This is a genomic window from Acidovorax sp. BL-A-41-H1, from assembly GCF_051942715.1.
Window position 1 is genome coordinate 1115782 of sequence record NZ_JBPVJQ010000003.1, and the last position, 24206, is coordinate 1139987.

The following is a 24206-nucleotide window of genomic DNA, read 5'->3' on the forward strand; positions in this document are numbered from 1 at the left end:
CGCGTTCGGCGTTATCCCCGGGCTTTGCAGCCGGGTAGCCGCACCATGGGCTGCAACCATGGCGTCTTCGGTGTAACCTGATGTGTGGAGGGAACGAACTGGCAGTTGTACTGCTCATAGCGTGACCTGCACCTTTTGATGCCGACCGGAGACCTCCCCATGCTGATCCCTTCCCGCGATTCGGGCTTCAACCACCCGCACTCCTCCGAAATCACACCGCGTCAGGTGTACGAGCAGCGTCGGCAAATGCTCAAGCTCATGGCCACAGGTACAGCCGGGGCTGCGCTGGCGGCATGGGCCGGGCGCGAGGCGCTGGCGCAGGCGGCGGCCGTCCCGCGCCCGGGCAAGCTCGCGGCTCTGCTAGGCGCCCGCTCTTCGGTAGCTGGCGCAACGACGCTGGAAAAGCTTACCGACTACAAGGACGCCAGCACCTACAACAACTTCTACGAATTCGGCACCGACAAGGCCGACCCTGCGCGCAACGCGCATACCTTGAAGACAGCACCGTGGACGGTGGAAGTGGAAGGCCTGGTGAAGAAACCGGGCAAGTACGGCATAGAAGACCTCATCAAGCTGAGCGCGCAGGAGGAGCGGATCTACCGGCTGCGCTGCGTGGAAGGCTGGTCGATGGTGGTCCCGTGGGTGGGCTATTCGCTGTCGGAGCTGATCAAACGCGTGGAACCCCAGGGGAGTGCGAAGTACGTTGAATTCGTCACCCTGGCGGACAAGGCCACCATGCCATTTGTCGGCTCTCGCGTACTGGAGTGGCCCTACGTGGAAGGGTTGCGACTGGATGAAGCCATGCATCCACTCACGATGCTTGCCTTCGGCATGTATGGCGAGGTGATGCCCAACCAAAACGGGGCTCCGGTACGCCTGGTAGTGCCGTGGAAGTATGGTTTCAAGAGCGCCAAGAGCCTCGTGAAAATCCGCTTCGTCGAGAAGGAGCCAGCCACGGCCTGGAACAAGGCTGCGAAGCAGGAATACGGTTTCTACTCCAACGTTAACCCTGAGGTGGATCACCCGCGCTGGAGCCAGGCCACCGAGCGGCGCATTGGAGAAGACGGCCTGTTTGCCAAAAAGCGCAAGACGCTGATGTTCAACGGCTACGAGGCGCAGGTCGGCCAGCTCTACGCGGGAATGGACCTCAAGAAGTTCTACTGAAGAGCGCGGCTGATGCTTGCTCGTTCGCTTGGCTGACCGCATTGCCAGATGCGTAAATCACTGCTTTCGCCCGCCGCCAAGCCCCTGGTGTTTGTGGCGTGCCTGGGTCCGTTTTTCTGGCTGGTGTACGCCGCATTCGCGGACCAGTTGGGGGCCAACCCTGCCGAGGCACTGGTTCGAGCCACCGGCGACTGGACCTTGAGGGCGCTGTGCCTGGTGCTGGCGGTCACGCCGATACGTGTGATGACCTCGACTCCCCAGCTCGCGCGCTTTCGGCGCATGCTGGGGCTGTTTGTGTTCTTTTACGCGGCGCTGCACCTGTTGAGCTACAGCTGGTTCGACATGGCGTTCGACGTGGGTGATATCGTGGCCGACATCATCAAGCGGCCGTTCATTCTGGTGGGCTTTGTGGCGCTCGTGTTGCTCACGCTGATGGCAGTGACCTCCTTCAATCGCGCCATCAAATCGCTGGGGGCTGTGCGCTGGCGTCGCCTGCATGCTTCGGTGTATGCCGTAGCTGGCCTTGCGATCCTGCATTTTTTCTGGATGCGTGCCGGCAAGAACGATTTTGCAGAAGTTGCCGTGTATGGTGCAGTGCTAACTGCGTTGCTGGGGTGGCGCGGTTGGCAGTGGGCTCGCAAGCGACAGAAGCTGGCGCACGCTGGTGGCCGCCAGCCCGCTGCCGCAAGCCGCAACACGGCAAGATAGTTGTCTAGCTCGGAGCCGGGCCGGTCGCGGCGCTGTGAAGCGCTTTCGGACGTCTGTTTCAGGCAGACCGGACGCTGGGCCGCATCTGTCTTGTGACCGGATCAATGTACCCCTGTGGAAGCTGATAGGCCCGGTCGTCAAACAGGTCCACGCCACACATCAGGTTTTCGATCCACGAGAAGAATTCCTCGATGGCAGGCTTGCCCAGTATCGGTGCCCCATGCTGCGGGACGAGCATCGCAATATCCAGCTGCCGTGCCATCCTGACCCACAGCCGCAGGACCTTGTTGGACACCATGTAGCGTCGGTGAAAGCCTTCCATGCGCGGAATGTGATTTTTCAGGTTCGTCACCGGGACACGGGCCTCGGCCCCCGACATCATCGAGACCCCCAGGTCGCCCGTGAAAAGGATCCGGCTCACGGGGTCGTAGAAGTGGAAATTGCCTTCGGAGTGCATGAAATGCGCGGGCAGCAGATGAAGTTCGTGGCGCCCGAGCGGCAGGCGGCCGCCTTCGTCGGGGACGCCGATCACCCGGTTTTCGGTCTTGCCTACCTTGGTGAAATGGGGTACGAAACGTTCCCACACGCGTGAGATGACAAGGTTGGCCTTGGTGCTGGTCAGCCATCGGTCCAGCGAAGCGATGATGTCTGGATCTGCGTGTGAGGCGATGATGTAGCTGAGCTTGTGCGGCGCAAAGTGCTTGGTCATTCCCATGAACAATTCGTTGAACGCCAGGTTCCCACCCGGATCAATGATCGCGCCGGTGTCGTCGTCGACAATCAGGAACTGATTGGCCTGCACCGCCTGCCCGTCTTCCTCGACGAGGTCAGTGAACATCAGGCAAGCGTGATTCTTGTCGCGGTAGAGTTCGAGGGCCATGGCCGTCCTGCAGAGCAATAAAAACCGCACTGTAGAAGGGGGCTTCGCGCGAGCCCTTGATGGATATCAAGCGTTTGACGATCCGATTGCAAATGCAATGGTGCGAGGTGCCGATATAACCGATGGCTGACGGGGTCCGCGCGTTAGCGAGGTGTTGAGCCTGGCGCGTCTTTGCGCTGTGATGACTCCGAGGCGCTTGGAAGCGACAAGGTCTGGGGCAGGCTAGCGCGCTGCGGAGCCTCTTGGGGCGATGGAAGGTACAGCGGGCCTCGTTGACCGCAGGCCGATACCAGTGCCGCGCCCGCAGCAAGGACAAAGGTCCTCACTAGAATTCGGGTTGATTTCATCATTGGCAATTGTATGACCGACCTCGAGTTCCTGAATCACGCAGAGGCCTTGCTTCAGGCTGTTGAGCACAGCTGTGACCGCATCAACGAAGCGTCGGATGCTGACGTGGACAACCAGCGTACTGGTGGTATGGTCACACTGACATTCCCCAACCGCAGCCAGATTATCGTCAACCTCCAAAAGCCGCTCCAGGAAGTCTGGATGGCCGCACGGTCAGGTGGCTACCACTACCGGTTTGATGGTGCCATGTGGCAGGACACCAAGGGCGCCGGAGAGTTTTTCCAGTGCCTCAGCAAGAGCGCCAGCGAACAGTCGGGCCTGACACTGGATTTTTCGCCGCTCACTCGCTGATATTGCGGCGCGACATAGGCGCCCCGCGCGAGCGGCATCAGTTGCGAAAAAGATCCAGGATCCGGCTACGCTCCTCTGCGGGAGGAGGCGCCTGCGGTGCAATTGCGGGGCTTGCCGTGGACCGTTCATCCAGCCCGACACTGCCCACACCTGCGTTGCGCGCGTACTCCTCATAGAACCACTCGCCTCCTGAGTTGACGACTCCAGCGGGCACTGTCGGCTCCATGACAGGCACGCCTTTGAGCGCCTTCTCCATGAAGCTGATCCACACGGGAAGGCTCAGGCCGCCGCCAGTTTCGCGGCTGCCGAGATTTCGTGGCGTGTCATAGCCGATCCAGGTCACCGCCGCGATGGTGGGTTGATAACCGGCAAACCAGGCATCTACCGAATCGTTGGTGGTGCCTGTCTTTCCGTAGAGGTCGGGGCGTTTCAGCGTTGCCTGCGCGCGCGCGGCTGTTCCACTGCGCGTGATTTCCTGCAGCAGACTGTTCATGACGAAGGCGTTCCGGGCATCGATGACACGGGGCAGGTCACCGGGCGCAGGTGCCGAAGTTTCGGAAATGATCCTGCCCTTGTGGTCCGTCACCTTGGAAATCAGCCAAGGATTGACGCGATAGCCACCATTGGCAAACACGGAATAGGCTGTCGCCATCTGGAGGGGTGTCACAGAGCCAGCGCCCAACGCCATCGTCAGGTAGGCGGGATGTTTTTCCGCCTCAAAGCCGAACCTGGTGATCCAGTCTTGGGCATTCTTGGGGCCTACCGCCTGCAGCACGCGGATCGAAATCATGTTCTTGGACTTGGCCAGGCCCGTGCGCAAGCTCATGGGACCGTCGTACTTGCCGTCATAGTTCTTGGGTTCCCATGGCTGTCCGCCGGTGATGCCTGCGTCAAAGAACAGTGGCGCATCGTTGACCACGGTAGCAGGAGTAAACCCCTTTTCAAGCGCTGCCGAATAGATAAACGGCTTGAAACTGGAGCCCGGCTGCCGCCAGGCCTGCGCCACGTGGTTGAACTTGTTCTTGTCGAAGTCGAAGCCACCAACGAGCGCCCGGATGGACCCCGTGCGCGGATCCAGTGCGACAAAAGCCCCTTCCACTTCAGGCAGCTGGGTAATTTCCCAGGTGCTCTTGGGCGTCTTGACGACTCTGATGATCGCGCCGCGGCGTATCTTGATGTTGGGCGGGGCCTTGTCGCTCAGCCCCGACTGGGCGGGTTTGAGACCATCCCCCACAATTTCCAGCGTGTCGCCGTTTGCGCGGGCCGCAATAATCTTCTTGGCATTTGCGTCGAGCACCACGGCAGACAGCACATCGCCGTTGTCAGGGTGGTTCGCGAGCGCATCGTCCACAGCGTCCTCCACCTCCTGCGCGGCGGAGGGCAGAGCAACAAACTTTTCTGGGCCCCGGTACTGCTGGCGGCGCTCGTAGTCCATGATGCCGCGACGAAGTGCTGTGTAGGCGGCTTCCTGCTCTGCCGCATTGAGGGTCGTGTAGACGTTCAACCCCCGGGTGTAGGCCTCATTCCCATACTGGCTGAAGATCAGCTGCCGTGCCATCTCAGCCACGTACTCGGCATGAATACGGGTGTTGTCCGGGCCGGTACGGATCTTGAGTTCTTCCTTTTTCGCATCAACGGCCTGCTGGGCCGTGATGAAGCCGTTTTCCTCCATCCGCTCAATGATGTACAGCTGACGCGAGCGTGCACGCTTGGGGTTGCTGATGGGGTTGTATGCGGAGGGCGCCTTCGGAAGTCCCGCAAGCATGGCCGCCTCGGCCACGGATATCGATTTGAGAGGCTTTCCGAAATAAGCCTCCGAGGCCGCTGCAAAACCATAGGATCTATTGCCCAGGAAAATCTGGTTCATGTAGATCTCAAGAATCTGGTTTTTGGAAAGCAGATGCTCCAGTTTGAAGGTAAGTAATATTTCGTAAATTTTCCGCGTAAATGTTTTCTCTGACGAGAGATAAACATTTCGTGCTACCTGCATGGTGATCGTGGATGCGCCCTGACTTTTCACCCTCCCGAGATTTGCCAGCGCTGCACGAACCATGCCTTTGTAGTCCACCCCGCCATGCTCGAAAAACCGAGCGTCTTCAATCGCCAGCACTGCGTCCGTCATCACCTTGGGGATCTCTGCAATGGGGGTGAGATTGCGCCTCTCTTCGCCGAATTCCCCCAGAAGTGCGCCCTCGGAAGAGTAGATGCGCAAAGGCAGCTTGGGGCGGTAGTCCGCCAGATCGGAAACATCCGGCAGGTTTGGATAGGCCACCGCTAAAGCCAGAGCAATGCCCAGCCCTAGCGCAGCTCCAGCGGCGACGGCTAGGCCTGCAATCCAAAGCACTGCTCGGAACAGCCAATGAACGCGCGGACGCGCTGCTGGAGCGCCTGCAGCTGAGGCAGGCTTGGGTGTCGAGGCAGGCATATCGCTCCAGTGAAAAGACCCATCATTATAAAAAGGCCCGCTGCCGCGAAGACTGTGCCAACCGCCGGGACGCAACTATTGACCGTGGAGTCGTGGACAGGCGGGTCCGAAATCCGTCTGCTTTTGACAACGGTGCTCCGCAGGGCCGCGGGCAAAAATCTTTGCTGGTGAACTACCTTACTGATAGCATTCATGTGAAGTGTTAAGTTTTGTTGCCTCATTTTGGCAAGTTACAGGGGACCAATCTTGATCTCAATGGGGTCTTTATTCAGTCGCCAGACAGCTCCGCTCCTCGGGATCGACATCAGCTCTTCCAGCGTCAAGCTGGTGGAGTTGGGACGCGACAAGGCCGGTGCCCTGGTACTAGAGCGTTGCGCCATCGAGCCGCTGGAGCGGGGATGGATTACCGACGGCAACATCGAAAAGTTCGATGAAGTTGCAGACGCGCTGCGACGTCTGGTGAAAAAGAGCGGTACGCGTACCAAGAACGTCGCTCTCGCTTTGCCTCCATCTGCAGTCATTACTAAAAAGATCACGCTGCCAGGCGGGATGTCTGAGCGCGAGCTTGAAGTCCAAGTCGAGTCGGAAGCCAATCAGTACATACCGTTTTCCCTCGACGAGGTCAGCCTCGACTTTTGCGTGATCGGTCCGAGCAAAACGGCTCCTGGGGATGTCGAAGTGCTGATTGCTGCTTCCCGGCGGGAAAAAGTTCAGGATCGCCAGGGGCTGGCTGAAGCTGCCGGGCTTAAGCCCGTTGTTGTCGACATTGAGTCCCACGCATCCCGTTTGGCCGCAGGTCGGCTCATCGAGGCCCTTCCCAACAAGGGCCTCAATGCATTGGTTGCCCTGTTCGAGGTGGGTGCGCTGACAACCAGCATGCAGGTGATCCGGAACGAAGAAGTTCTCTATGACCGTGATCAAGCCTTTGGCGGTGCTCAACTGACGCAATTGATAGTTCGTCAGTACGGGTTTTCGATAGAGGAGGCTGAAAGCAAGAAACGAAATGGCGATCTGCCTGAGGACTACCAGTCTGCGGTGCTACGTCCCTTTGTGGATAGCATGGCGCAGGAGATCGGACGTGCGCTTCAGTTTTTCTTCACGAGCACGCCTCACAACCGCGTGGACCACATCATGCTCGCGGGTGGTTCGGCACCGCTTCCGGGGTTAACGGAGGCGGTGACACAGCAAACGGGTTTTGCCTGCAGTGCGGTTAATCCATTTGACGGAATGGAGATCGGAGGGGCTGTGCGCCTCAAGAAAATGGTGCGTGAAGCGCCCTCTTATCTGACCTCTTGCGGCTTGGCAATGCGGAGGTTCCTGCAGTGATATTGATTAACTTACTGCCTCACAGAGAGGCGGCCCGAAAGCAGCGGCGAGAAGCTTTTCAGGCCACGATGTTCGGCTCTCTGCTCATCGGACTTGTGGTGGCCGGCGCAATTTATTGGTGGTTTCAGTTGATGATCACTGACCAGCAAGGAAAGAATGCGTTCCTTCAAACGGAGATCAAGGTCCTCGAAAACCAGATCAAGGAAATTGCTTCGATAGAGGACGAGATCGCTGCGTTGCGGGCGCGGCAAAAGGCTGTTGAGGATCTTCAATCCGACCGCAACCTCCCGGTCCACCTTCTGAATGAACTGGTGCGCCAACTCCCGGATGGCGTCTACATCACCAACCTTCGGCAGGACGGCCAGACAATCACGCTGCAGGGGATGGCGCAATCCAATGAGCGGGTTTCGGAAATGCTCCGGAATCTTTCCGGAAATACTCCTTGGTTCACCCGCCCGGAACTGATTGAAATCGTAGCCAACAGCCTCAGTCTGAGCCCAAGGGACCAGCGGAGGGTGGCCGTGTTCAATGTGCGTGTGCAACTCGTGCGCGCCAGCGAGGCACAAAAGACGATTGATGCAAGTGGCGCGGTCACGTCCTCGACCCAGGGGAAATAAATGGCCAAGATTCAAAAGAAATCAGTTGACTTTGCAGAGCTCGCCGCCAAGGTACAGGCCCAGTTTCGCAATCTCGATACGAAAGATCCATCTGTTTGGCCTGTCCTGCCAAAGGTGCTGTTGTGCGCTTTCATCGCGACAGCAACAGCCGCTTTCCTTTGGTTTATTCACATTTCAGATTACCAAGTGGAGCTCGATACGGAGAGAGCCAAGGAAGTCGCGCTGAGGGACGACTACCAAAAGAAGCTGGTGAAGGCGGTCAGTCTCGAGGCTCTCAAGAAGCAACGCGAGCAGATCCAGCAGTATGTGATACAGCTTGAGAAGCAGCTCCCCAGCAAGGCCGAGATGGCGGCCCTGCTTTCTGATATCAACCAAGCCGGTCTCGGACGTAGTCTGCAATTCGAGTTGTTTAGACCTGGGCAGGTAGTCGTTCGCGACTATTATGCTGAGCTGCCTATTTCTGTTCGAGTTTCTGGCAAATATCATGATATCGGTGCGTTTGCTTCTGATATTGCGAATCTTTCACGAATCGTGACATTGAATGGAATCTCGGTAACTCCGAACGCGAAAGACGGTGGCACTTTGACGATGGACGCCACGGCACGGACCTACCGATATCTTGATCCTGAAGAAATTCAGGCTCAGAAAAAGACAGGAGCTAAAAAGTGATGGCGAGGCACATTGTTTGGACTTGCGCCTTCACGCTTCCACTTTTGTCAGGTTGCCTACCAACCGGGAATGACGATCTTGCGGCGTGGATGGCTGATCAGCGTGCGAATACGAAATCCAGGGTAACGCCTCTCTCTGAGCCGAAGAAATTTACCCCCGAATCGTACGCCGTTGAAAGCTCCCTTGATCCGTTCAACCAGCTGAAACTCACTCAAGCGTTGCGACGTGATTCGACCCAGGTTGCATCGAACGCAACGTTGATCGCACCCGAGATGGCCCGGCGAAAAGAACCACTTGAATCGTTTCCGTTGGACGCGATGACCATGGTTGGCAGTTTGAATAAAACTGGGGCGCCGACGGCTCTGTTGAAGGTGGACAATCTTCTTTATCAGGTGCGCGTTGGCAATTATCTTGGGCCGAACTACGGCAAGGTCGTAAAAATTTCAGAGAACCAGATCCAGTTGCGCGAAATCGTGCAGGACGCTACCGGCGACTGGATGGAGCGAATTACTTCGCTTGATTTGCAAGAGGGGAAGAAATGAAGAACGGTCATGTAGGTTTCATGGTGCGATCCCGCGACGCATTTTTTGGTCTTTCGCTGGCCGTTGCTGGACTGGTAGCCCATGCGCAAAACGCTCTTCAAAACGTGTCAAGCAGTCTGCAGGGCGGTGCAGAGGTAATTCGCATTGATCTGAGTGAGCCTCTGTTGGCTGCCCCATCCGGGTTTGCGATTCAATCCCCCGCGCGCATCGCCCTGGACTTTCCGGGAGTGGTGAATTCGACCGGGAAGAGTTCGGTTGAGGTCAATCAGGGAAATCTCAAATCGATTTCCATCGTGCAGGCGGGCGAGCGCTCGCGGGTCGTTCTAAACCTGAAATCTCCGACGTCATATCGCACGGAGATCGCTGGACGCACGGTTTTTCTGACCCTTGACTCTTCCGGAGGGGGGGCATCTGCGCCTGTGGCGGCTGCCGCCGGATCGGACGTGTTTGCATCAACGATTCAGCCGCTCAAAGACATTGATTTTCGCCGTGGGGCGGATGGGTCTGGCCGCGTCGTCATCGGGCTAGGTAGCAGCGACGTCGGTGTTGACATCCAGCAGCAAGGGAAGGGTCTTAGTGTTGAGTTTCTCCGGTCGTCGCTTCCTGAAGGTTTGCGCCGGCGACTGGATGTCACTGACTTTGGCACGCCGGTCCAGAGGATAACGACCACCCAGTCTGCAGAACGAGTGCGCATGAATATTGAGGCGGCTGGTGAGTGGGAGCACAGTGCGTATCAAAGCGATAACCAGTTCGTGGTCGAGATCCGCCAAAAGAAGGTAGATCTGACAAAACTCAGTCAAGGGCCGGGATTCAGTGGGGAAAAGCTGTCCCTCAATTTTCAGAACATCGAAGTCAGATCGCTACTTCAGGTAATTGCGGATTTCACTAATTTCAATATCGTTACCTCGGATACCGTGACTGGGTCCCTTACGCTCAGGCTGAAGGATGTGCCTTGGGATCAAGCCTTGCAAATCATCATGGATGCGAAGAGCTTGGGGATGCGTAAAACCGGTAGCGTCCTTTGGATTGCGCCGAAGGACGAAATCGATGCGCGGACCAAAAAGGACTTTGAAGCGACTCAGGCGATTCAGAGGCTTGAACCCTTGCGCACGCAAGCGTTTCAATTGAATTATGCCAAGGCGTCTGATCTGGTCGTTCAACTGGCGAATTCGTCCGGCGGCTCAAATGGTAATACGTCGACACGATTCTTGTCGGAGCGGGGAAGTGCAATCTCTGAACCGCGTACAAATCAGCTTTTTGTGACTGATACACCGGGCCGACTTGAAGAAGTCCGCCAGTTGCTCGCCAGCCTGGATGTCCCGGTGAGGCAAGTGCTGATCGAGGCACGCATTGTTGAAGCACGTGATTCGTTTGGCAGATCTCTGGGCGTGCGACTCGGGGGTGCTGATCTGCGCGCAAACCGTGGTGGGGATGGCGGCTACGGGCTTGGCGGTAACAACCGGGTGGCATTCGGCTCGTCTTATGCGGACGCAGTTGCTTCGAGTGGTGCAGGGGGGACCACCAACGCCAACGGAAACTTCGTCAACTTGCCGGCAAGCCTGTCCAACGTGAGTTCCGTGGGAAGCTTTGCGCTATCGATCTTCAATTCAGCAGCGAATCGTTTTCTTACCCTTGAGCTGTCCGCGATGGAGGCCGACGGGAAGGGTCGAATCGTTTCAAGTCCTCGGATCATTACTGCGGACCAGACCAAAGCTTTGATCGAGCAAGGAACTGAGTATCCTTATTCAGTAACGGCGCCTAACGGTGCGACGACACTTGCGTTCAAGAAAGCTGTATTGAAGCTGGAGGTCACGCCACAGGTTACGCCCGAGGGTAATATCATTCTTGATTTGGACATCAATAAAGACAGCCGTGGTGAAACGACTTCCCAGGGCGTTGCCATCGATACCAAGCATATCAAGACCCAGATCCTGATCGAAAATGGTGGTACGGTAGTCATCGGCGGTATTTTTGAGATGGAAGAGACCAACCAGGAAAACAAGGTGCCGCTGATTGGTGATGTCCCGGTGGTGGGTAATCTGTTCAAGAGCAGGACAAAGGAATCCACAAAGCGGGAGATGCTGGTATTCATAACTCCGAAGGTGATCTCGGATAACGGTCCCAAGCGTTAATGTAAATGGTGATTAAATGAAAAAAATATTGAATACGATCCTGCTGTCTGCGACAGTGCTGCTCGCCTCTTGCGGAGGTGGTGGCAGCGGAGGCGGAACGCCTACTGGCCCTTCGGCAACACTGCGTCTGTTTCCTCCGATTAGCGGCATTTCGCTTCCCGTCGGCGCGAGCGGGTCAACGGATATTGAAGTGCGAGGTGGGCGTCCTCCGTATGGTGTGATCAGCTCCGACTCTTCCATAAGTGTTGGCCTGACACCTGATAATATTGTTTTGGTTCGCGCTAATGGCGCGGGATCCTCTGATGTCGTCGTGTACGACACCAGTTTGCCTGTCCAGCAGGTGAAGATAACCGTCACCGCAAAGGCGGTGGCTATGGCAAGCAGCGTTGGAAACGCCCTCTCCCTTGCCCCGGGAGAAACCCGACAGTTCAATATCCGTGGCGGCGTCATGCCGTACACCGTGAGCAGCTCCGATGCGGGCGTGGTGACCGCTTCGGTAAGCGACGCAACTGTGACAGTCGTCGGACAGCCCAAAGGAGGTACAGCCACTGTGCTCGTGACAGATGCGGCAGGCGCCACGATTTCGATCGCAATAACTGTCCAGGTGACGACTTTGGGCATTACCCCTGCTACGATTTCGGGACCTGCAGGCACGAGTAATGCGTTCGCCGTCTCCGGTGGTCTAGCTCCATACTCGGTCAATTCGAGTAACCCGACCGTCGCGACAGCAACAGTCTCGGGATCTGCTGTGTCCGTGAGCTTGCGCGCTCAGGGTGTTGCGACGATCACAGTCACTGATGCTTCGGGAAAATCCGTGACCTCAACCGTCACTGTCACGAGCAATGCGCTTTCGGTGGCTCCTGCAACCCAGCAGGTACCTGAGACCAGCAACGCTCCGGTGACTTTCCTGATTTCAGGTGGAACTGCTCCGTACACACCGCTGATTAGCGTTGCAGACTCGGTCAATACTAGCGTGGCGATCACCGCGACAACGCTGACGGTCTCAGTGCCTGTCGGTCAAAACCGGTGTGTAACTGCGGACAAAACCATACCGATTGACATCTACGATGCCACGCTTGCGAAGCAAACCGTAACGTTGACGATCAAGGATGGCGGCGCCGTAGCTTGCCCTTAAAGCGAAGCGATGACCTGGAAGGCCAACCTAAGGGTTGGCCTTTGTTTTTGTCGCTTTCCATTTCAAGGGGGCCTGCTATGCGTTGTGGGGGAACCAACCGCATGGAGGCATGTTGATGACGGTCTCGACAAGGCATAGGGCGGGTTGCAGAGGTATATGCGATGCGCGAGGCGACGGACGGCTGCTGCACTTCATTCGGCGTACATGGGCTCGTAGTCAACCCTCAGCTGGAGTGCAAGGCTTCTAGAACTGAAGATTTCCCTGGACCGTCTCTCAGGTTGAATCTCACAGGGGTCCTGCATCAGAGCCCCTAAGGGCCACCGCCCTCTGTCATCATCACGATATAACGGCATTTTTGATCTTTCATGACTGTGCATACGCAACAAGTGGCCATTGAACTCGGCGACCGGGGCTACCAGATCGCTATCGGCGATGACCTTTTCGACAACCCCGCTTCTTACGCGACCCTTCCCGGAGCGTCCACGGCACTGATCGTCTCCAACACGACGGTGGCTCCGCTTTACGTAAGTAGACTGAAGCAAGCGTTAGAAGCGGGTTACGAGAGAATTCTCGAGTTGCAGTTGCCCGACGGCGAAGAGTTCAAAACTTGGGAATCCCTTCAAAAAGTCTTTGACGCGCTTTTGTCTGCGGGTTGCGATCGCAAGACCGTACTGTTTGCACTGGGTGGCGGTGTGGTCGGCGACATGACAGGGTTTGCCGCAGCAACCTACATGCGCGGCGTGCCGTTCGTGCAAGTGCCGACAACGCTCCTGGCTCAGGTGGATTCGTCGGTCGGCGGCAAGACTGCCATCAATCACCCGCTGGGCAAGAACATGATCGGGGCGTTCTACCAGCCACGACTGGTCGTGTGCGACCTCTCTGTGCTCTCCACACTCCCCAAGCGTGAATTCAGCTCTGGGCTTGCCGAGGTCATCAAGTACGGACCCATCGCTGATACCGAGTTTCTCGGTTGGCTAGAGGTCAGTATGGACCAGTTGCTTGCGCAGGCCCCAGAGGCTCTGGCGCATGCCGTGCGCCGTAGCTGCGAGATCAAAGCGTGGGTGGTGGGGCAAGATGAGAAAGAGACTGGACTGCGAGCCATTCTCAACTTTGGCCATACCTTCGGGCACGCCATAGAAACCGGCATGGGTTATGGCGTCTGGCTGCATGGTGAAGGCGTTGGTGCCGGCATGGTGATGGCTGCCGAGCTTTCCCATCGGCTCGGTCTGGTCGACGCGGCTTTTGTGAAGCGACTGACGAGGTTGATTGAACGCGCGGGCCTTCCCACGAAGGGGCCGGTGCTGGATGCGCAAGACAACGCCGGGCGGTATCTGGAGCTGATGCGCCTGGACAAGAAGTCGGAAGCGGGAGAGATCCGGTTTGTGGTGATTGACGGTCCTGGCCGCGCTGCGGTTCGACCGGCGCCGGACATGCTCGTACGGCAGGTGATCGATGCCTGTTGCGCATAGCACCTGATCATCAATTGCTATTTTTTTTATAGCAATTGGTGCAATTGAAACAAGCGCTACAGGTCATTTTGATCCCGCAAACCGTTTTAGCGCCCTATGCTTGCGACCCCGCTGTCACGAGAGGGCGTCGCCATCCTGAGGTGCCCGCACCCACGCGCACGGATTACCAGCGTGACCGCGACAGGATCGTGCACTCTACTGCCTTCCGGCGGCTGGTCTACAAGACGCAGGTTTTCCTCAACCACGAGGGGGACCTGTTCCGTACACGGCTGACCCATTCGCTTGAAGTGGCACAGCTCGGGCGGTCCGTCGCGCGGTCACTCCACCTCAATGAGGATCTGGTCGAAGCCATATCGCTGGCCCATGATCTGGGACACACGCCGTTTGGTCATGCGGGGCAAGACGCGTTGCAGTCTTGCATGGCAGCCCACGGGGGTTTTGAGCACAACCTGCAAAGCCTGCGCGTCGTGGACCAGCTGGAAGAGCGCTATCCGCAGTACGACGGCCTCAACCTGACGTTCGAAACCCGCGAAGGCATCCTCAAGCACTGCTCGCGCCTCAATGCGCAGCAGCTGGAGGCCATTGAGCCCGGCGGCGTTGGCGCGCGGTTCCTGCGCCGGGAGCAGCCCAGTCTGGAGGCCCAGCTGTGCAACCTCGCGGACGAGATCGCCTACAACGCGCACGACATCGACGACGGTGTGCGCTCAGGGCTGATCACGCTGGACCAGCTTGAAGATGTTGCGCTGTTCGACCATTACCGCGCCGCGGCGCTGGCCGAGTATCCAGACCTTGCGCATCCTCGGCGGCAAAGGCGCTTGCTGTTCGAAGCTATCCGCCGCATGCTCAGTGCGCAGGTCTATGACGTGATTGACGCCACGCAGGCTGCGCTAGCCGATGCTGCACCGACTGATGTAGAGGCCGTTCGGCGGTCCCCTCCACTCGTGATGTTTGGCGACGCGATGCGCGCCCGCTCGCTGGAGCTCAAGCAATTCCTTTTCAAGAACCTGTACCGCCACCCGCGCGTCATGGAGACCACGGCACGCGCGCAGGAGGTCGTGCGCGACCTTTTTGCGGCGTACACAGCCTCCCCGCAGGAGATGAAGGCGGCGTTTGCCGAACAGGCGATGCTGGATGAGGGCGCCTTCCGCGCGCGCGCTGTGGCCGACTTCATTGCTGGCATGACGGACCGCTTTGCTACGCGCGAGCACGAGCGGCTGACGGGGCGGCGCCTCTTCGACTGAGTGTCGTCAGGGCTGCGCGCAAAGCGCCCCCGTAAAATCACGGGCACTCTACCGCGCCCCGCGCGCGCGCTTCATGATCTCCCATCCCATTTCCACTTCTTCGGCAGCCTCAGCCGAGGCCGCCGATCCGTTCATTCAGGACACCGTGCGGTGGCTTGAGCGTGCCGTGATCGGGCTCAACCTTTGCCCCTTCGCGAAGAGCGTTCATGTCAAGGGTCAGATCCATTACGTGGTGGCAATGACGGAAGACCTCGACAGGGTGCGGGGTCTGCTGCGTAGCGAGCTGTCCGGTCTGGTCGCAACGCCCGCCGAAGTGCGGGACACGACACTGCTCATCCTCCCGCATTGCCTCCATGACTTTCTGGACTTCAATGATTTTCTGGGCGAGGCCGACGCGTTGCTCGAAGAGCTGGAGCTTGACGGCACCCTGCAAATCGCGAGCTTTCATCCCCGGTTTCAGTTCGCCGGTACCGATGCGGATGATGTGACCAACTGCACCAATCGTTCACCGTACCCCATGCTCCACTTGCTGCGCGAGGCGAGCATCGACCGCGCCGTGGAGGTGTTCCCGGAGGCGGAAACGATCTTCGAGCGCAACATCGAGGTGCTGGAGGCACTGGGCGCGCCGGGCTGGGCGGCACTGGATGTCGGCCCGCATTCGAAGGCGCCAACACCAGCGGATACAACCCAGAACCTGCCGCAATGAAGAAGAAAAAAGACACCACTGTGGCGCGCAGCACGCAACAACCTCGCAACGCCGGTTCCAAGCCGGCCGCCCCCAATGCGGCCGCTGCCGAGCTGTCCGAACTGCGCCCCGGCCAGTCGGTCGAACTACTCAAGGAATTGCACATCGTCACGCGCGAGGGCCGCCTCAACCAGGATTCGCGGCGCAAGCTCAAGCAGGTCTACCACCTGTTCAACTTCATCGAGCCCCTGCTGACCGAGCTTTCCACGCCTGACGGTGGCCCCACGCTGGCCGACCATGGGGCAGGAAAGTCGTACCTGGGCTTCATCCTGTACGACCTGTACTTCAAGGCTCTGGGCCGCGGTCATATCTATGGCGTTGAAACGCGCACCGAGCTGGTGGAAAAATCGCGCGCGCTCGCGCACCAGCTGGCCTTTGAACGCATGTCATTCCTGAACGTGTCGGTCGCGGAATCCACGGCCGCCGGTCAACTGCCAGAACGCATCGATGTGGTGACTGCTCTTCACGCGTGCGACACGGCCACTGACGATGCCCTTGCCTTCGGCCTCCAGAAGCACGCCCGCGCCATGGTGCTGGTGCCCTGCTGCCAGGCCGAGATGGCGGCATGTCTGCGCCAAGGCAAGGCGCTGCAACTGGCGCGCACGCCGCTGGCAGAGCTCTGGCGCCATCCGCTACATACCCGTGAGCTGGGCAGCCAGGTCACCAACGTGCTGCGCTGCCTGTATCTGGAGGCCAGCGGTTACCAAGTGACGGTGACAGAACTGGTGGGCTGGGAGCACAGCATGAAGAACGAGCTGATCATTGCCCGTTACACCGGGCAGAGGAAGCGCAGCGCCGCCGAGCGTCTTCGGGCCATTCTGGAAGAGTTTGGGCTCGACAAGGCCCTGGGTGCGCGCTTTGGGCTGGACCCGCAGGTTGACTCCGTTCCAGGGGCTACCGCAGCCGCGCCGCTCTGACCGCGCGCCACCTTGCACCGCGGCGCGCGCGAATCGGGGACGGATTTATGATCGCGCCCACCCCAGCTCTCCATCCCCGCCATGGCCCGCCTGCCGCGCCTGACCCTTGCCGGTCATCTGCACCACGTCATCCAGCGGGGTAACAACCGCCAGCCCATTTTTGTTGACCGCGAAGATCGCGAAACCATGCTGTCATTGCTGGCGGACAACGCGCCGAAATATGGCGTGGCCGTACATGCCTATGTGCTGATGGACAACCACTTCCATCTGCTCGTGACGCCCGCCACAGCGGAAGGCCTGCCCCAGCTGATGCAGGCGATAGGGCGGCGTTACGTGCAGTATTTCAACCGGCGCCACGCGCGCACGGGCACCTTGTGGGAGGGGCGCTACCGCTCCACCGTGCTACAGCCCGAGCGATACCTGCTTCCGTGCATGGTCTACCTGGATCTGAACCCGGTGCGTGCGGGCGAAGTGGTGCACGCCGCCGACTACGTGTGGTCGAGCCATGCCCATTGGCTGGGTTTGCGCCAGGACCGCCTGTTGACCCCCCATGCGCTTTACTGGGCGCTGGGCAACACGCCATTTGCGCGCGAAGCGGCTTACGCAGCGCTTGTGCAGGCAGGCATCGGATCGCAGGACCAGGAGGCGCTTACGGCATCGGCGTTGAGCGGCTGGGCTCTGGGCGACGCTAAGTTTCTCCAGGATCTGCAGAGCGGTACGCCGCGCAGGGTTACCCGTGGGAGGGCGGGAAGGCCGCCCATCCAGACAAAATCTAGCTGAATACGGCCATGGCGAAAGTATTCATTGCCTGTGGTGCTATAGATTTTGATATGTCCCCAATTTAAAGACGATTGCATTGGTATTTCTTTAATGGTGTATCTGACCCTAATTAATCCACTTGCCAAACCATGTTGCAATGCACTAATCTCCCATTCCCTGCGAAAAATATAGGAGTGCGCCATGACCACGGCTGCCGAGATCCAGCATCTGCAACAACACGGTTTGTATTCATCGGGTAACGAACACGACGCCTGCGGCCTCGGGTTCGTGGCCCACATCAAGGGCATCAAGCGCCACGACATCGTGACGCAGGCCCTGAAGATCCTGGAAAACATCGACCACCGTGGCGCGGTGGGTGCCGACCCTCTGATGGGTGACGGCGCCGGTATCCTGATCCAGATCCCCGATGCGCTGTACCGCGAAGAGATGGCCAAGCAGGGCGTCACCCTGCCGGCGGCGGGCGAGTACGGCGTCGGCATGATCTTCCTGCCCAAGGAGCACGCCTCGCGTCTCGCCTGCGAGCAGGAGATGGAGCGCGCCATCAAGGCCGAAGGCCAGGTGCTGCTGGGCTGGCGCGATGTGCCGGTCAACGTGGACATGCCCATGTCCCCCACCGTGCGCAAGAAGGAGCCCATCCTGCGCCAGGTGTTCATCGGCCGTGGCAACGACGTGATCGTGCAGGACGCGCTGGAACGCAAGCTGTATGTGATCCGCAAGACGGCCAGCGCCAACATCCAAGCGCTCAAGCTGCAGCACAGCAAGGAATACTACGTACCCAGCATGTCCAGCCGCACCGTGGTCTACAAGGGCCTGCTGCTGGCCGACCAGGTGGGCGTGTACTACAAGGACCTGTCGGACGAGCGTTGCGTTTCGGCCATCGGTCTGGTGCACCAGCGCTTCTCGACCAACACGTTCCCCGAGTGGCCGCTGGCCCACCCGTATCGCTATGTGGCGCACAACGGTGAAATCAACACCGTCAAGGGCAACTACAACTGGATGAAGGCCCGCGAAGGCGTGATGGCCTCGCCCGTTCTGGCTGCCGACCTGCAAAAGCTCTACCCCATCAGCTTTGCCGACCAGTCCGACACCGCCACGTTCGACAACTGCCTTGAGCTGCTGACCATGGCTGGCTACCCCATCAGCCAGGCCGTGATGATGATGATCCCCGAGCCCTGGGAGCAGCACACCACCATGGACGAGCGCCGCCGCGCTTTCTATGAATACCACGCCGCCATGCTGGAGCCGTGGGATGGCCCCGCCTCCATCGTGTTCACCGATGGCCGCCAGATTGGCGCCACACTGGACCGCAACGGCCTGCGCCCCTCACGCTACTGCATCACCGATGACGACCTGGTCATCATGGGTTCCGAATCGGGCGTGCTGCCGATTCCCGAGAACAAGATCGTGCGCAAATGGCGTCTGCAGCCCGGAAAGATGTTCCTGATCGATCTGGAGCAAGGCCGCATGATCGACGACGACGAGCTCAAGGCCAACGTCGTCAACACCAAGCCCTACAAGCAGTGGATCGAGAACCTGCGCATCAAGCTCGACAGCATTGATGCCGGTGACACCGCAGCCGCTGCTACGCCTGCCGACCTGCCGCTGCTGGACCGCCAGCAGGCGTTTGGGTACACGCAGGAAGACATCAAATTCCTGATGGCCCCCATGGCCAAGAACGGCGAAGAAGGCATTGGCTCCATGGGCAACGACAGCCCGCTGGCCGTGCTTTCCGGCAAGAACAAGCCGCTGTACAACTACTTCAAACAGCTGTTCGCCCAGGTGACCAACCCGCCGATCGACCCGATCCGCGAAGCCATCGTAATGTCGCTCAACAGCTTCATCGGCCCCAAGCCGAACCTGCTGGACATCAATCAGGTCAACCCGCCCATGCGGCTCGAAGTGAGCCAGCCCGTGCTCGACTTTGCCGACATGGCCAAGCTGCGCGACATCGAAAAGTACACGCAGGGCAAGTTCAAGAGCGCGACCATCGACATCACCTACCCACTGAGCTGGGGGCATGAGGGTGTGGAAGCCAAGCTGGCCTCGCTGTGCGCGCAGGCGGTCGATGCCATCAAGGGCGGCGCCAACATCCTGATCGTCAGCGATCGCGCCGTGAGCGCCACGCAAGTGGCCATCCCTGCGTTGCTGGCGCTGTCCGCCATCCACCAGCATCTGGTCGGCGCAGGCCTGCGCACTACGGCGGGCCTGGTGGTTGAGACGGGGACGGCTCGCGAAGTGCACCACTTTGCCGTGCTGGCCGGTTATGGAGCTGAGGCTGTACATCCCTATCTGGCCATGGAAACCCTGGCCGAGATGCACAAGGACCTCGCCGGCGATCTGTCGGCCGACAAGGCCATCTACAACTACGTGAAGGCCATCGGCAAGGGCCTGTCCAAGATCATGTCCAAGATGGGCGTGAGCACGTACATGAGCTACTGCGGTGCCCAGCTGTTCGAGGCCATTGGCCTGAACACCGAAACCGTCGGCAAGTACTTCACCGGCACCGCCAGCCGCGTGGAAGGCATCGGCGTGTTCGAGATTGCCGAAGAAGCCATCCGCATGCACAAGGCCGCCTTTGGTGACGACCCGGTGCTGGAAACCATGCTGGACGCAGGTGGCGAATACGCCTGGCGCGCCCGTGGTGAAGACCACATGTGGACGCCCGACGCGATTGCCAAGCTGCAGCACAGCACGCGTGCAAACAACTGGAACACGTACAAGGAATACGCCCAGATCATCAACGACCAGAGCAAGCGCCACATGACGCTGCGCGGCCTGTTCGAGTTCAAGATCGATCCCTCCAAGGCGATCCCGGTGGACGAGGTCGAGCCGGCCAAGGAAATCGTCAAGCGCTTTGCCACCGGCGCCATGTCGCTGGGCTCCATTTCCACCGAAGCACACGCTACGCTGGCCGTGGCCATGAACCGCATCGGCGGCAAGAGCAACACCGGTGAAGGCGGCGAAGACGCAGCCCGCTATCGCAACGAACTCAAGGGTATCCCGATCAAGAAGGGCGACACCCTGAAGAGCGTGATCGGTGCCGAGAACGTCGAGGTAGACCTCCCCCTGCAAGACGGCGATTCGCTGCGCAGCCGTATCAAGCAGGTGGCGTCAGGCCGCTTCGGTGTCACAGCCGAGTACCTGTCGTCGGCCGACCAGATCCAGATCAAGATGGCGCAGGGCGCCAAGCCCGGCGAAGGCGGCCAGCTGCCTGGTGGCAAGGTGTCCAACTACATCGGCAAGCTGCGCCACAGCGTGCCCGGCGTGGGCCTGATCTCGCCACCGCCCCACCACGATATCTATTCGATTGAAGACCTGGCCCAGCTGATCCACGATCTGAAGAACGTGGCACCGCATGCGGGCATCAGCGTCAAGCTGGTGTCTGAAGTGGGCGTTGGCACCATTGCGGCCGGCGTGGCCAAGTGCAAGAGCGACCACGTCGTGATCGCGGGGCACGACGGCGGCACGGGCGCATCGCCCTGGTCGTCCATCAAGCACGCTGGCGGCCCCTGGGAAATCGGCCTGGCCGAAACCCAGCAGACCCTGGTGCTCAACCGCCTGCGCGGCCGCATCCGTGTTCAGGCCGACGGCCAGATGAAGACCGGTCGCGACGTCGCCATCGGCGCGCTGCTGGGCGCGGATGAGTTCGGCTTTGCCACGGCCCCGCTGGTGGTGGAAGGCTGCATCATGATGCGCAAGTGCCACCTGAACACCTGCCCCGTGGGCGTGGCCACACAGGACCCCGCGCTGCGCAAGAAGTTCTCGGGCAAGCCCGAGCACGTGGTGAACTACTTCTTCTTCATCGCAGAAGAAGTGCGCCAGATCATGGCTCAGCTTGGCATCCGCAAGTTTGACGACCTGATCGGCCGCACCGACCTGCTCGACACCCGCCAGGGCCTGGAGCACTGGAAGGCACGCGGCCTGGACTTCAGCCGCCTGTTTGCACAGCCAAACGTGCCCGCCGACGTGCCGCGCTTCCATGTGGATGTGCAGGACCACAACATCGAGCACACGCTCGACCGCAAGCTCATCGAGCGCAGCAAGCCCGCCATTGAAAAGGGCGAGCGCGTGCAGTTCATCGAGGTGGCGCGCAACGTGAACCGCTCGGTCGGCGCCATGCTGTCTGGCGCGGTCACCCGCGTGCACCCGGAAGGCCTGCCGGATGACACCATCCGCATCCAGCTCGAAGGCACGGGCGGCCAGTCGTTCGGCGCCTTCCTCACGCGCGGCATCACGCTGTACCTGATCGGCGACGCCAACGATTACACGGGCAAGGGCCTGTCGGGTGGCCGCGTGGTGGTGCGCCCGAGCATCGACTTCCGCGGCGATGCGGTTCGCAACACCATCGTGGGCAACACGGTGATGTACGGCGCCACCACGGGCGAGGCCTTCTTCAGTGGCGTGGCCGGTGAGCGCTTTGCCGTGCGCCTGTCGGGCGCAACGGCGGTGGTGGAAGGCACGGGCGACCATGGCTGCGAATACATGACCGGCGGCACCGTGCTGGTGCTGGGCAAGACAGGCCGCAACTTTGCTGCGGGCATGAGCGGCGGCGTCGCCTACGTCTACGACGAAGACGGCCAGTTTGACACCCGTTGCAACATGTCGATGGTGACCCTGGAGCGCATCCTGCCCGCCACGGAGCAGGAGGCCACGGTGCCACGCTCGATCTGGCACAACGGCCAGGCGGACGAGGTCCAGCTCAAGAAGCTGCTGGAAGACCACAACCGCTGGACGGGCAGCAAGCGCGCTCGCGAACTGCTGGACAACTGGGCTTCTTCGCGCGGCAAGTTTGTGAAGGTCTTCCCGACCGAGTACAAGCGTGCCCTGGCCGAGATTTATGAACGAAAAGTGCTGCAAGAGCCTGACACACCTGCCGTGACTGCTGCGAAAAAAGTAGCAGCTCCCGCCAAGTAAGGCGTGCGCCTGATCGCACTCCGGCACAGCATTCATAGAGATACAAGGACACCGTCATGGGAAAGACCACCGGCTTCATGGAATACGAGCGCATCGAAGAGGGCTACAAGCCCGTCCCCGAGCGCCTGAAGCACTACAAGGAATTCGTCATCGGCCTCGATGACGCGCAGGCCAAGGTTCAGGGTGCGCGTTGCATGGACTGCGGCACGCCGTTTTGCAACAGCGGCTGCCCGGTCAACAACATCATTCCGGACTTCAACGACCTGGTTTTCCAGCAGGACTGGAAGAGCGCCTGGGCCGTGTTGGATTCGACCAACAACTTCCCCGAGTTCACCGGCCGCATCTGCCCCGCACCGTGCGAGGCGGCTTGCGTGCTCAACGTGAACGACGACCCGGTGGGCATCAAGTCGATCGAGCACGCGATCATCGACCGCGCCTGGGCCGAAGGCTGGGTGCAGCCCCGCGTGCCCAAGCACAAGACGGGCAAGAAGGTCGCTGTGGTCGGCTCCGGCCCGGCCGGCATGGCCGCTGCACAGCAGCTGGCCCGCGCCGGGCACGCCGTCACGCTGTTCGAAAAGAATGACCGCGTGGGCGGCCTGCTGCGCTACGGCATTCCCGACTTCAAGATGGAAAAGACGCACATCGACCGCCGCGTTAAGCAGATGGAGGCCGAAGGCGTCACATTTCGCACGGGCGTGTTTGTTGGCGCGGCCAAGGACGGCCTGGGCAAGGAATCCAAGGTGACCAACTGGGCCAAGGAAACCGTGACGCCCGAGCAACTCAACAAGGAATTCGACGCGGTGCTGCTGACCGGCGGCGCCGAGCAGTCGCGCGACCTGCCAGTGCCCGGCCGCGATCTTGATGGCGTCCACTTCGCGATGGAGTTCCTGCCGCAGCAAAACAAGGTCAACGCGGGCGACAAGCTCAAGGGCCAGCTGCGTGCCGACGGCAAGCACGTCATCGTGATCGGTGGCGGCGACACCGGCAGCGACTGCGTGGGCACCAGCAACCGCCACGGCGCTGCCAGCGTGACCCAGTTTGAGCTGATGCCCCAGCCACCCGAAGAAGAAAACCGCCCGTTGACCTGGCCTTACTGGCCCATCAAGCTGCGCACCAGCTCCAGCCACGAAGAAGGCTGCGAGCGCGAATTCGCCATTTCGACCAAGGAATTCCTGGGCGAAAAGGGCAAGGTCACGGGTCTGAAGACCGTGCGCGTCGAGTTCAAGGACGGCAAGATGGTGGAAGTGGCTGGCTCGGAGCAGGTGCTCAAGGCCGACCTGGTGCTGCTGGCCATGGGTTTCGTGAGCCCCGTGGCGCCCGTGCTGGATGCGTTCGGCGTCGACAAGGACGCCCGCGGCAACGCACGCGCCACCACGGACTTTGATGGCGGCTACGCCACCAACGTGCCCAAGGTGTTCGCTGCCGGCGACATCCGCCGTGGCCAGTCGCTGGTGGTGTGGGCCATCCGCGAAGGCCGCCAGGCCGCCCGCGCCGTGGACGAGTTCCTCATGGGGTACTCGGACCTGCCACGCTGATCCGGTGTAGTCTCAAGAGCGGCGCCTCCGGGCGCCGTTTTTCATGGGTGCGTCCGGACGGGCTGGCGTCATCCAAACGGCTGCCAAAGAGCCCTTGAGCCGCCCGATAAGCCAGCGTTTGCCGAAGGCTGCAACCAGTGGTTTCCCGCGTCAGCGCCTTTGTTGGCACAATCGGGCGCTTGAAAAGCTCTGTCTGTTCTTTTTGCAAGCGAGCAAACCCCAATCGTGATCGCGGCTTTTACAGACATTCATGAATGTATGTAAGTGCTGCGGGGTACGATCAAGAGTGCTGGGCCATGCTTGGTCCT

At 59.9% G+C, this 24206-nt stretch carries 19 protein-coding genes; 16 read left to right on the forward strand and 3 right to left on the reverse strand.

Annotated features, from left to right (window positions below):
* Positions 1-159 precede the first annotated feature (159 nt).
* Positions 160-1164, forward strand: coding sequence for a protein-methionine-sulfoxide reductase catalytic subunit MsrP (gene msrP / locus ACTPOI_RS05985; protein WP_440107361.1), 1005 nt, complete (start codon positions 160-162; stop codon positions 1162-1164).
* A gap of 48 nt (positions 1165-1212) precedes the next feature.
* Positions 1213-1872 (forward strand): sulfite oxidase heme-binding subunit YedZ, encoded by a 660-nt coding sequence (locus ACTPOI_RS05990; protein WP_440107363.1) that lies wholly within the window; start codon positions 1213-1215, stop codon positions 1870-1872.
* A gap of 58 nt (positions 1873-1930) precedes the next feature.
* On the opposite strand, the gene ACTPOI_RS05995 is transcribed toward ACTPOI_RS05990, so the two are convergent.
* Both ACTPOI_RS05995 and lptM read right to left on the reverse strand, forming a co-directional pair.
* A complete protein-coding gene (locus ACTPOI_RS05995) occupies positions 1931-2752 on the reverse strand; it encodes an MBL fold metallo-hydrolase (RefSeq protein ID WP_440107365.1) in 822 nt (273 codons plus the stop codon).
* Positions 2753-2895: 143 nt separating this feature from the next.
* The gene (gene lptM / locus ACTPOI_RS06000) at positions 2896-3102 is read right to left on the reverse strand and encodes an LPS translocon maturation chaperone LptM (RefSeq protein ID WP_440107368.1); all 207 of its coding nucleotides are present in this window, start codon (positions 3100-3102) and stop codon (positions 2896-2898) included.
* 10 nt (positions 3103-3112) lie between these two features.
* On the opposite strand from lptM, the gene cyaY reads away from it, so the two are divergent.
* A complete protein-coding gene (gene cyaY / locus ACTPOI_RS06005) occupies positions 3113-3451 on the forward strand; it encodes an iron donor protein CyaY (RefSeq protein WP_440107370.1) in 339 nt (112 codons plus the stop codon).
* 37 nt (positions 3452-3488) lie between these two features.
* Here cyaY and ACTPOI_RS06010 read toward each other — a convergent pair whose 3' ends face one another.
* Positions 3489-5876 carry a penicillin-binding protein 1A gene (locus tag ACTPOI_RS06010; protein WP_440107372.1) on the reverse strand — a complete coding sequence of 796 codons (2388 nt, stop codon included), beginning with the start codon at positions 5874-5876 and terminating at the stop codon, positions 3489-3491.
* Between the two features lie 246 nt (positions 5877-6122).
* On the opposite strand from ACTPOI_RS06010, the gene ACTPOI_RS06015 reads away from it, so the two are divergent.
* The 13 genes from ACTPOI_RS06015 (at position 6123) to ACTPOI_RS06075 (ending at position 23898) form a co-directional block, all read left to right on the forward strand.
* Positions 6123-7202, forward strand: a complete 1080-nt coding sequence (locus ACTPOI_RS06015) for a pilus assembly protein PilM (RefSeq protein WP_440107374.1) — start codon at positions 6123-6125, stop codon at positions 7200-7202.
* On the forward strand, positions 7199-7819 hold the full coding sequence (locus ACTPOI_RS06020) for a PilN domain-containing protein (protein WP_440107376.1): 621 nt from the start codon (positions 7199-7201) through the stop codon (positions 7817-7819). Before ACTPOI_RS06015 ends, ACTPOI_RS06020 begins: the two co-directional genes overlap by 4 nt.
* Positions 7820-8488, forward strand: coding sequence for a type 4a pilus biogenesis protein PilO (locus tag ACTPOI_RS06025; RefSeq protein ID WP_440107378.1), 669 nt, complete (start codon positions 7820-7822; stop codon positions 8486-8488). It abuts the gene before it with no gap.
* A complete protein-coding gene (locus ACTPOI_RS06030; RefSeq protein ID WP_440107380.1) occupies positions 8488-9030 on the forward strand; it encodes a pilus assembly protein PilP in 543 nt (180 codons plus the stop codon). The genes ACTPOI_RS06025 and ACTPOI_RS06030 overlap by 1 nt, the downstream gene beginning before the upstream one ends.
* Positions 9031-9050: 20 nt before the next feature.
* The gene (pilQ, locus tag ACTPOI_RS06035; RefSeq protein WP_440108275.1) at positions 9051-11162 is read left to right on the forward strand and encodes a type IV pilus secretin PilQ; all 2112 of its coding nucleotides are present in this window, start codon (positions 9051-9053) and stop codon (positions 11160-11162) included.
* Positions 11163-11178: 16 nt separating this feature from the next.
* Positions 11179-12297: a hypothetical protein gene (locus tag ACTPOI_RS06040; RefSeq protein ID WP_440107382.1), complete on the forward strand. Its 1119-nt coding sequence runs from the start codon at positions 11179-11181 to the stop codon at positions 12295-12297.
* A gap of 365 nt (positions 12298-12662) precedes the next feature.
* A complete protein-coding gene (gene aroB, locus ACTPOI_RS06045; protein ID WP_440107384.1) occupies positions 12663-13766 on the forward strand; it encodes a 3-dehydroquinate synthase in 1104 nt (367 codons plus the stop codon).
* 71 nt (positions 13767-13837) lie between these two features.
* A complete protein-coding gene (locus tag ACTPOI_RS06050; protein ID WP_440108276.1) occupies positions 13838-15007 on the forward strand; it encodes a deoxyguanosinetriphosphate triphosphohydrolase in 1170 nt (389 codons plus the stop codon).
* A gap of 73 nt (positions 15008-15080) precedes the next feature.
* On the forward strand, positions 15081-15713 hold the full coding sequence (locus ACTPOI_RS06055) for a DUF1415 domain-containing protein (protein ID WP_440107387.1): 633 nt from the start codon (positions 15081-15083) through the stop codon (positions 15711-15713).
* The gene (locus tag ACTPOI_RS06060; protein WP_440107389.1) at positions 15710-16669 is read left to right on the forward strand and encodes a class I SAM-dependent methyltransferase; all 960 of its coding nucleotides are present in this window, start codon (positions 15710-15712) and stop codon (positions 16667-16669) included. Before ACTPOI_RS06055 ends, ACTPOI_RS06060 begins: the two co-directional genes overlap by 4 nt.
* A gap of 81 nt (positions 16670-16750) precedes the next feature.
* Positions 16751-17449, forward strand: a complete 699-nt coding sequence (locus ACTPOI_RS06065) for a transposase (RefSeq protein WP_440107391.1) — start codon at positions 16751-16753, stop codon at positions 17447-17449.
* A 180-nt stretch (positions 17450-17629) separates the two neighbouring features.
* A complete protein-coding gene (locus tag ACTPOI_RS06070; protein WP_440107393.1) occupies positions 17630-22363 on the forward strand; it encodes a glutamate synthase-related protein in 4734 nt (1577 codons plus the stop codon).
* Between the two features lie 56 nt (positions 22364-22419).
* Positions 22420-23898, forward strand: a complete 1479-nt coding sequence (locus tag ACTPOI_RS06075) for a glutamate synthase subunit beta (protein ID WP_440107395.1) — start codon at positions 22420-22422, stop codon at positions 23896-23898.
* The last annotated feature ends 308 nt before the right edge of the window (positions 23899-24206 follow it).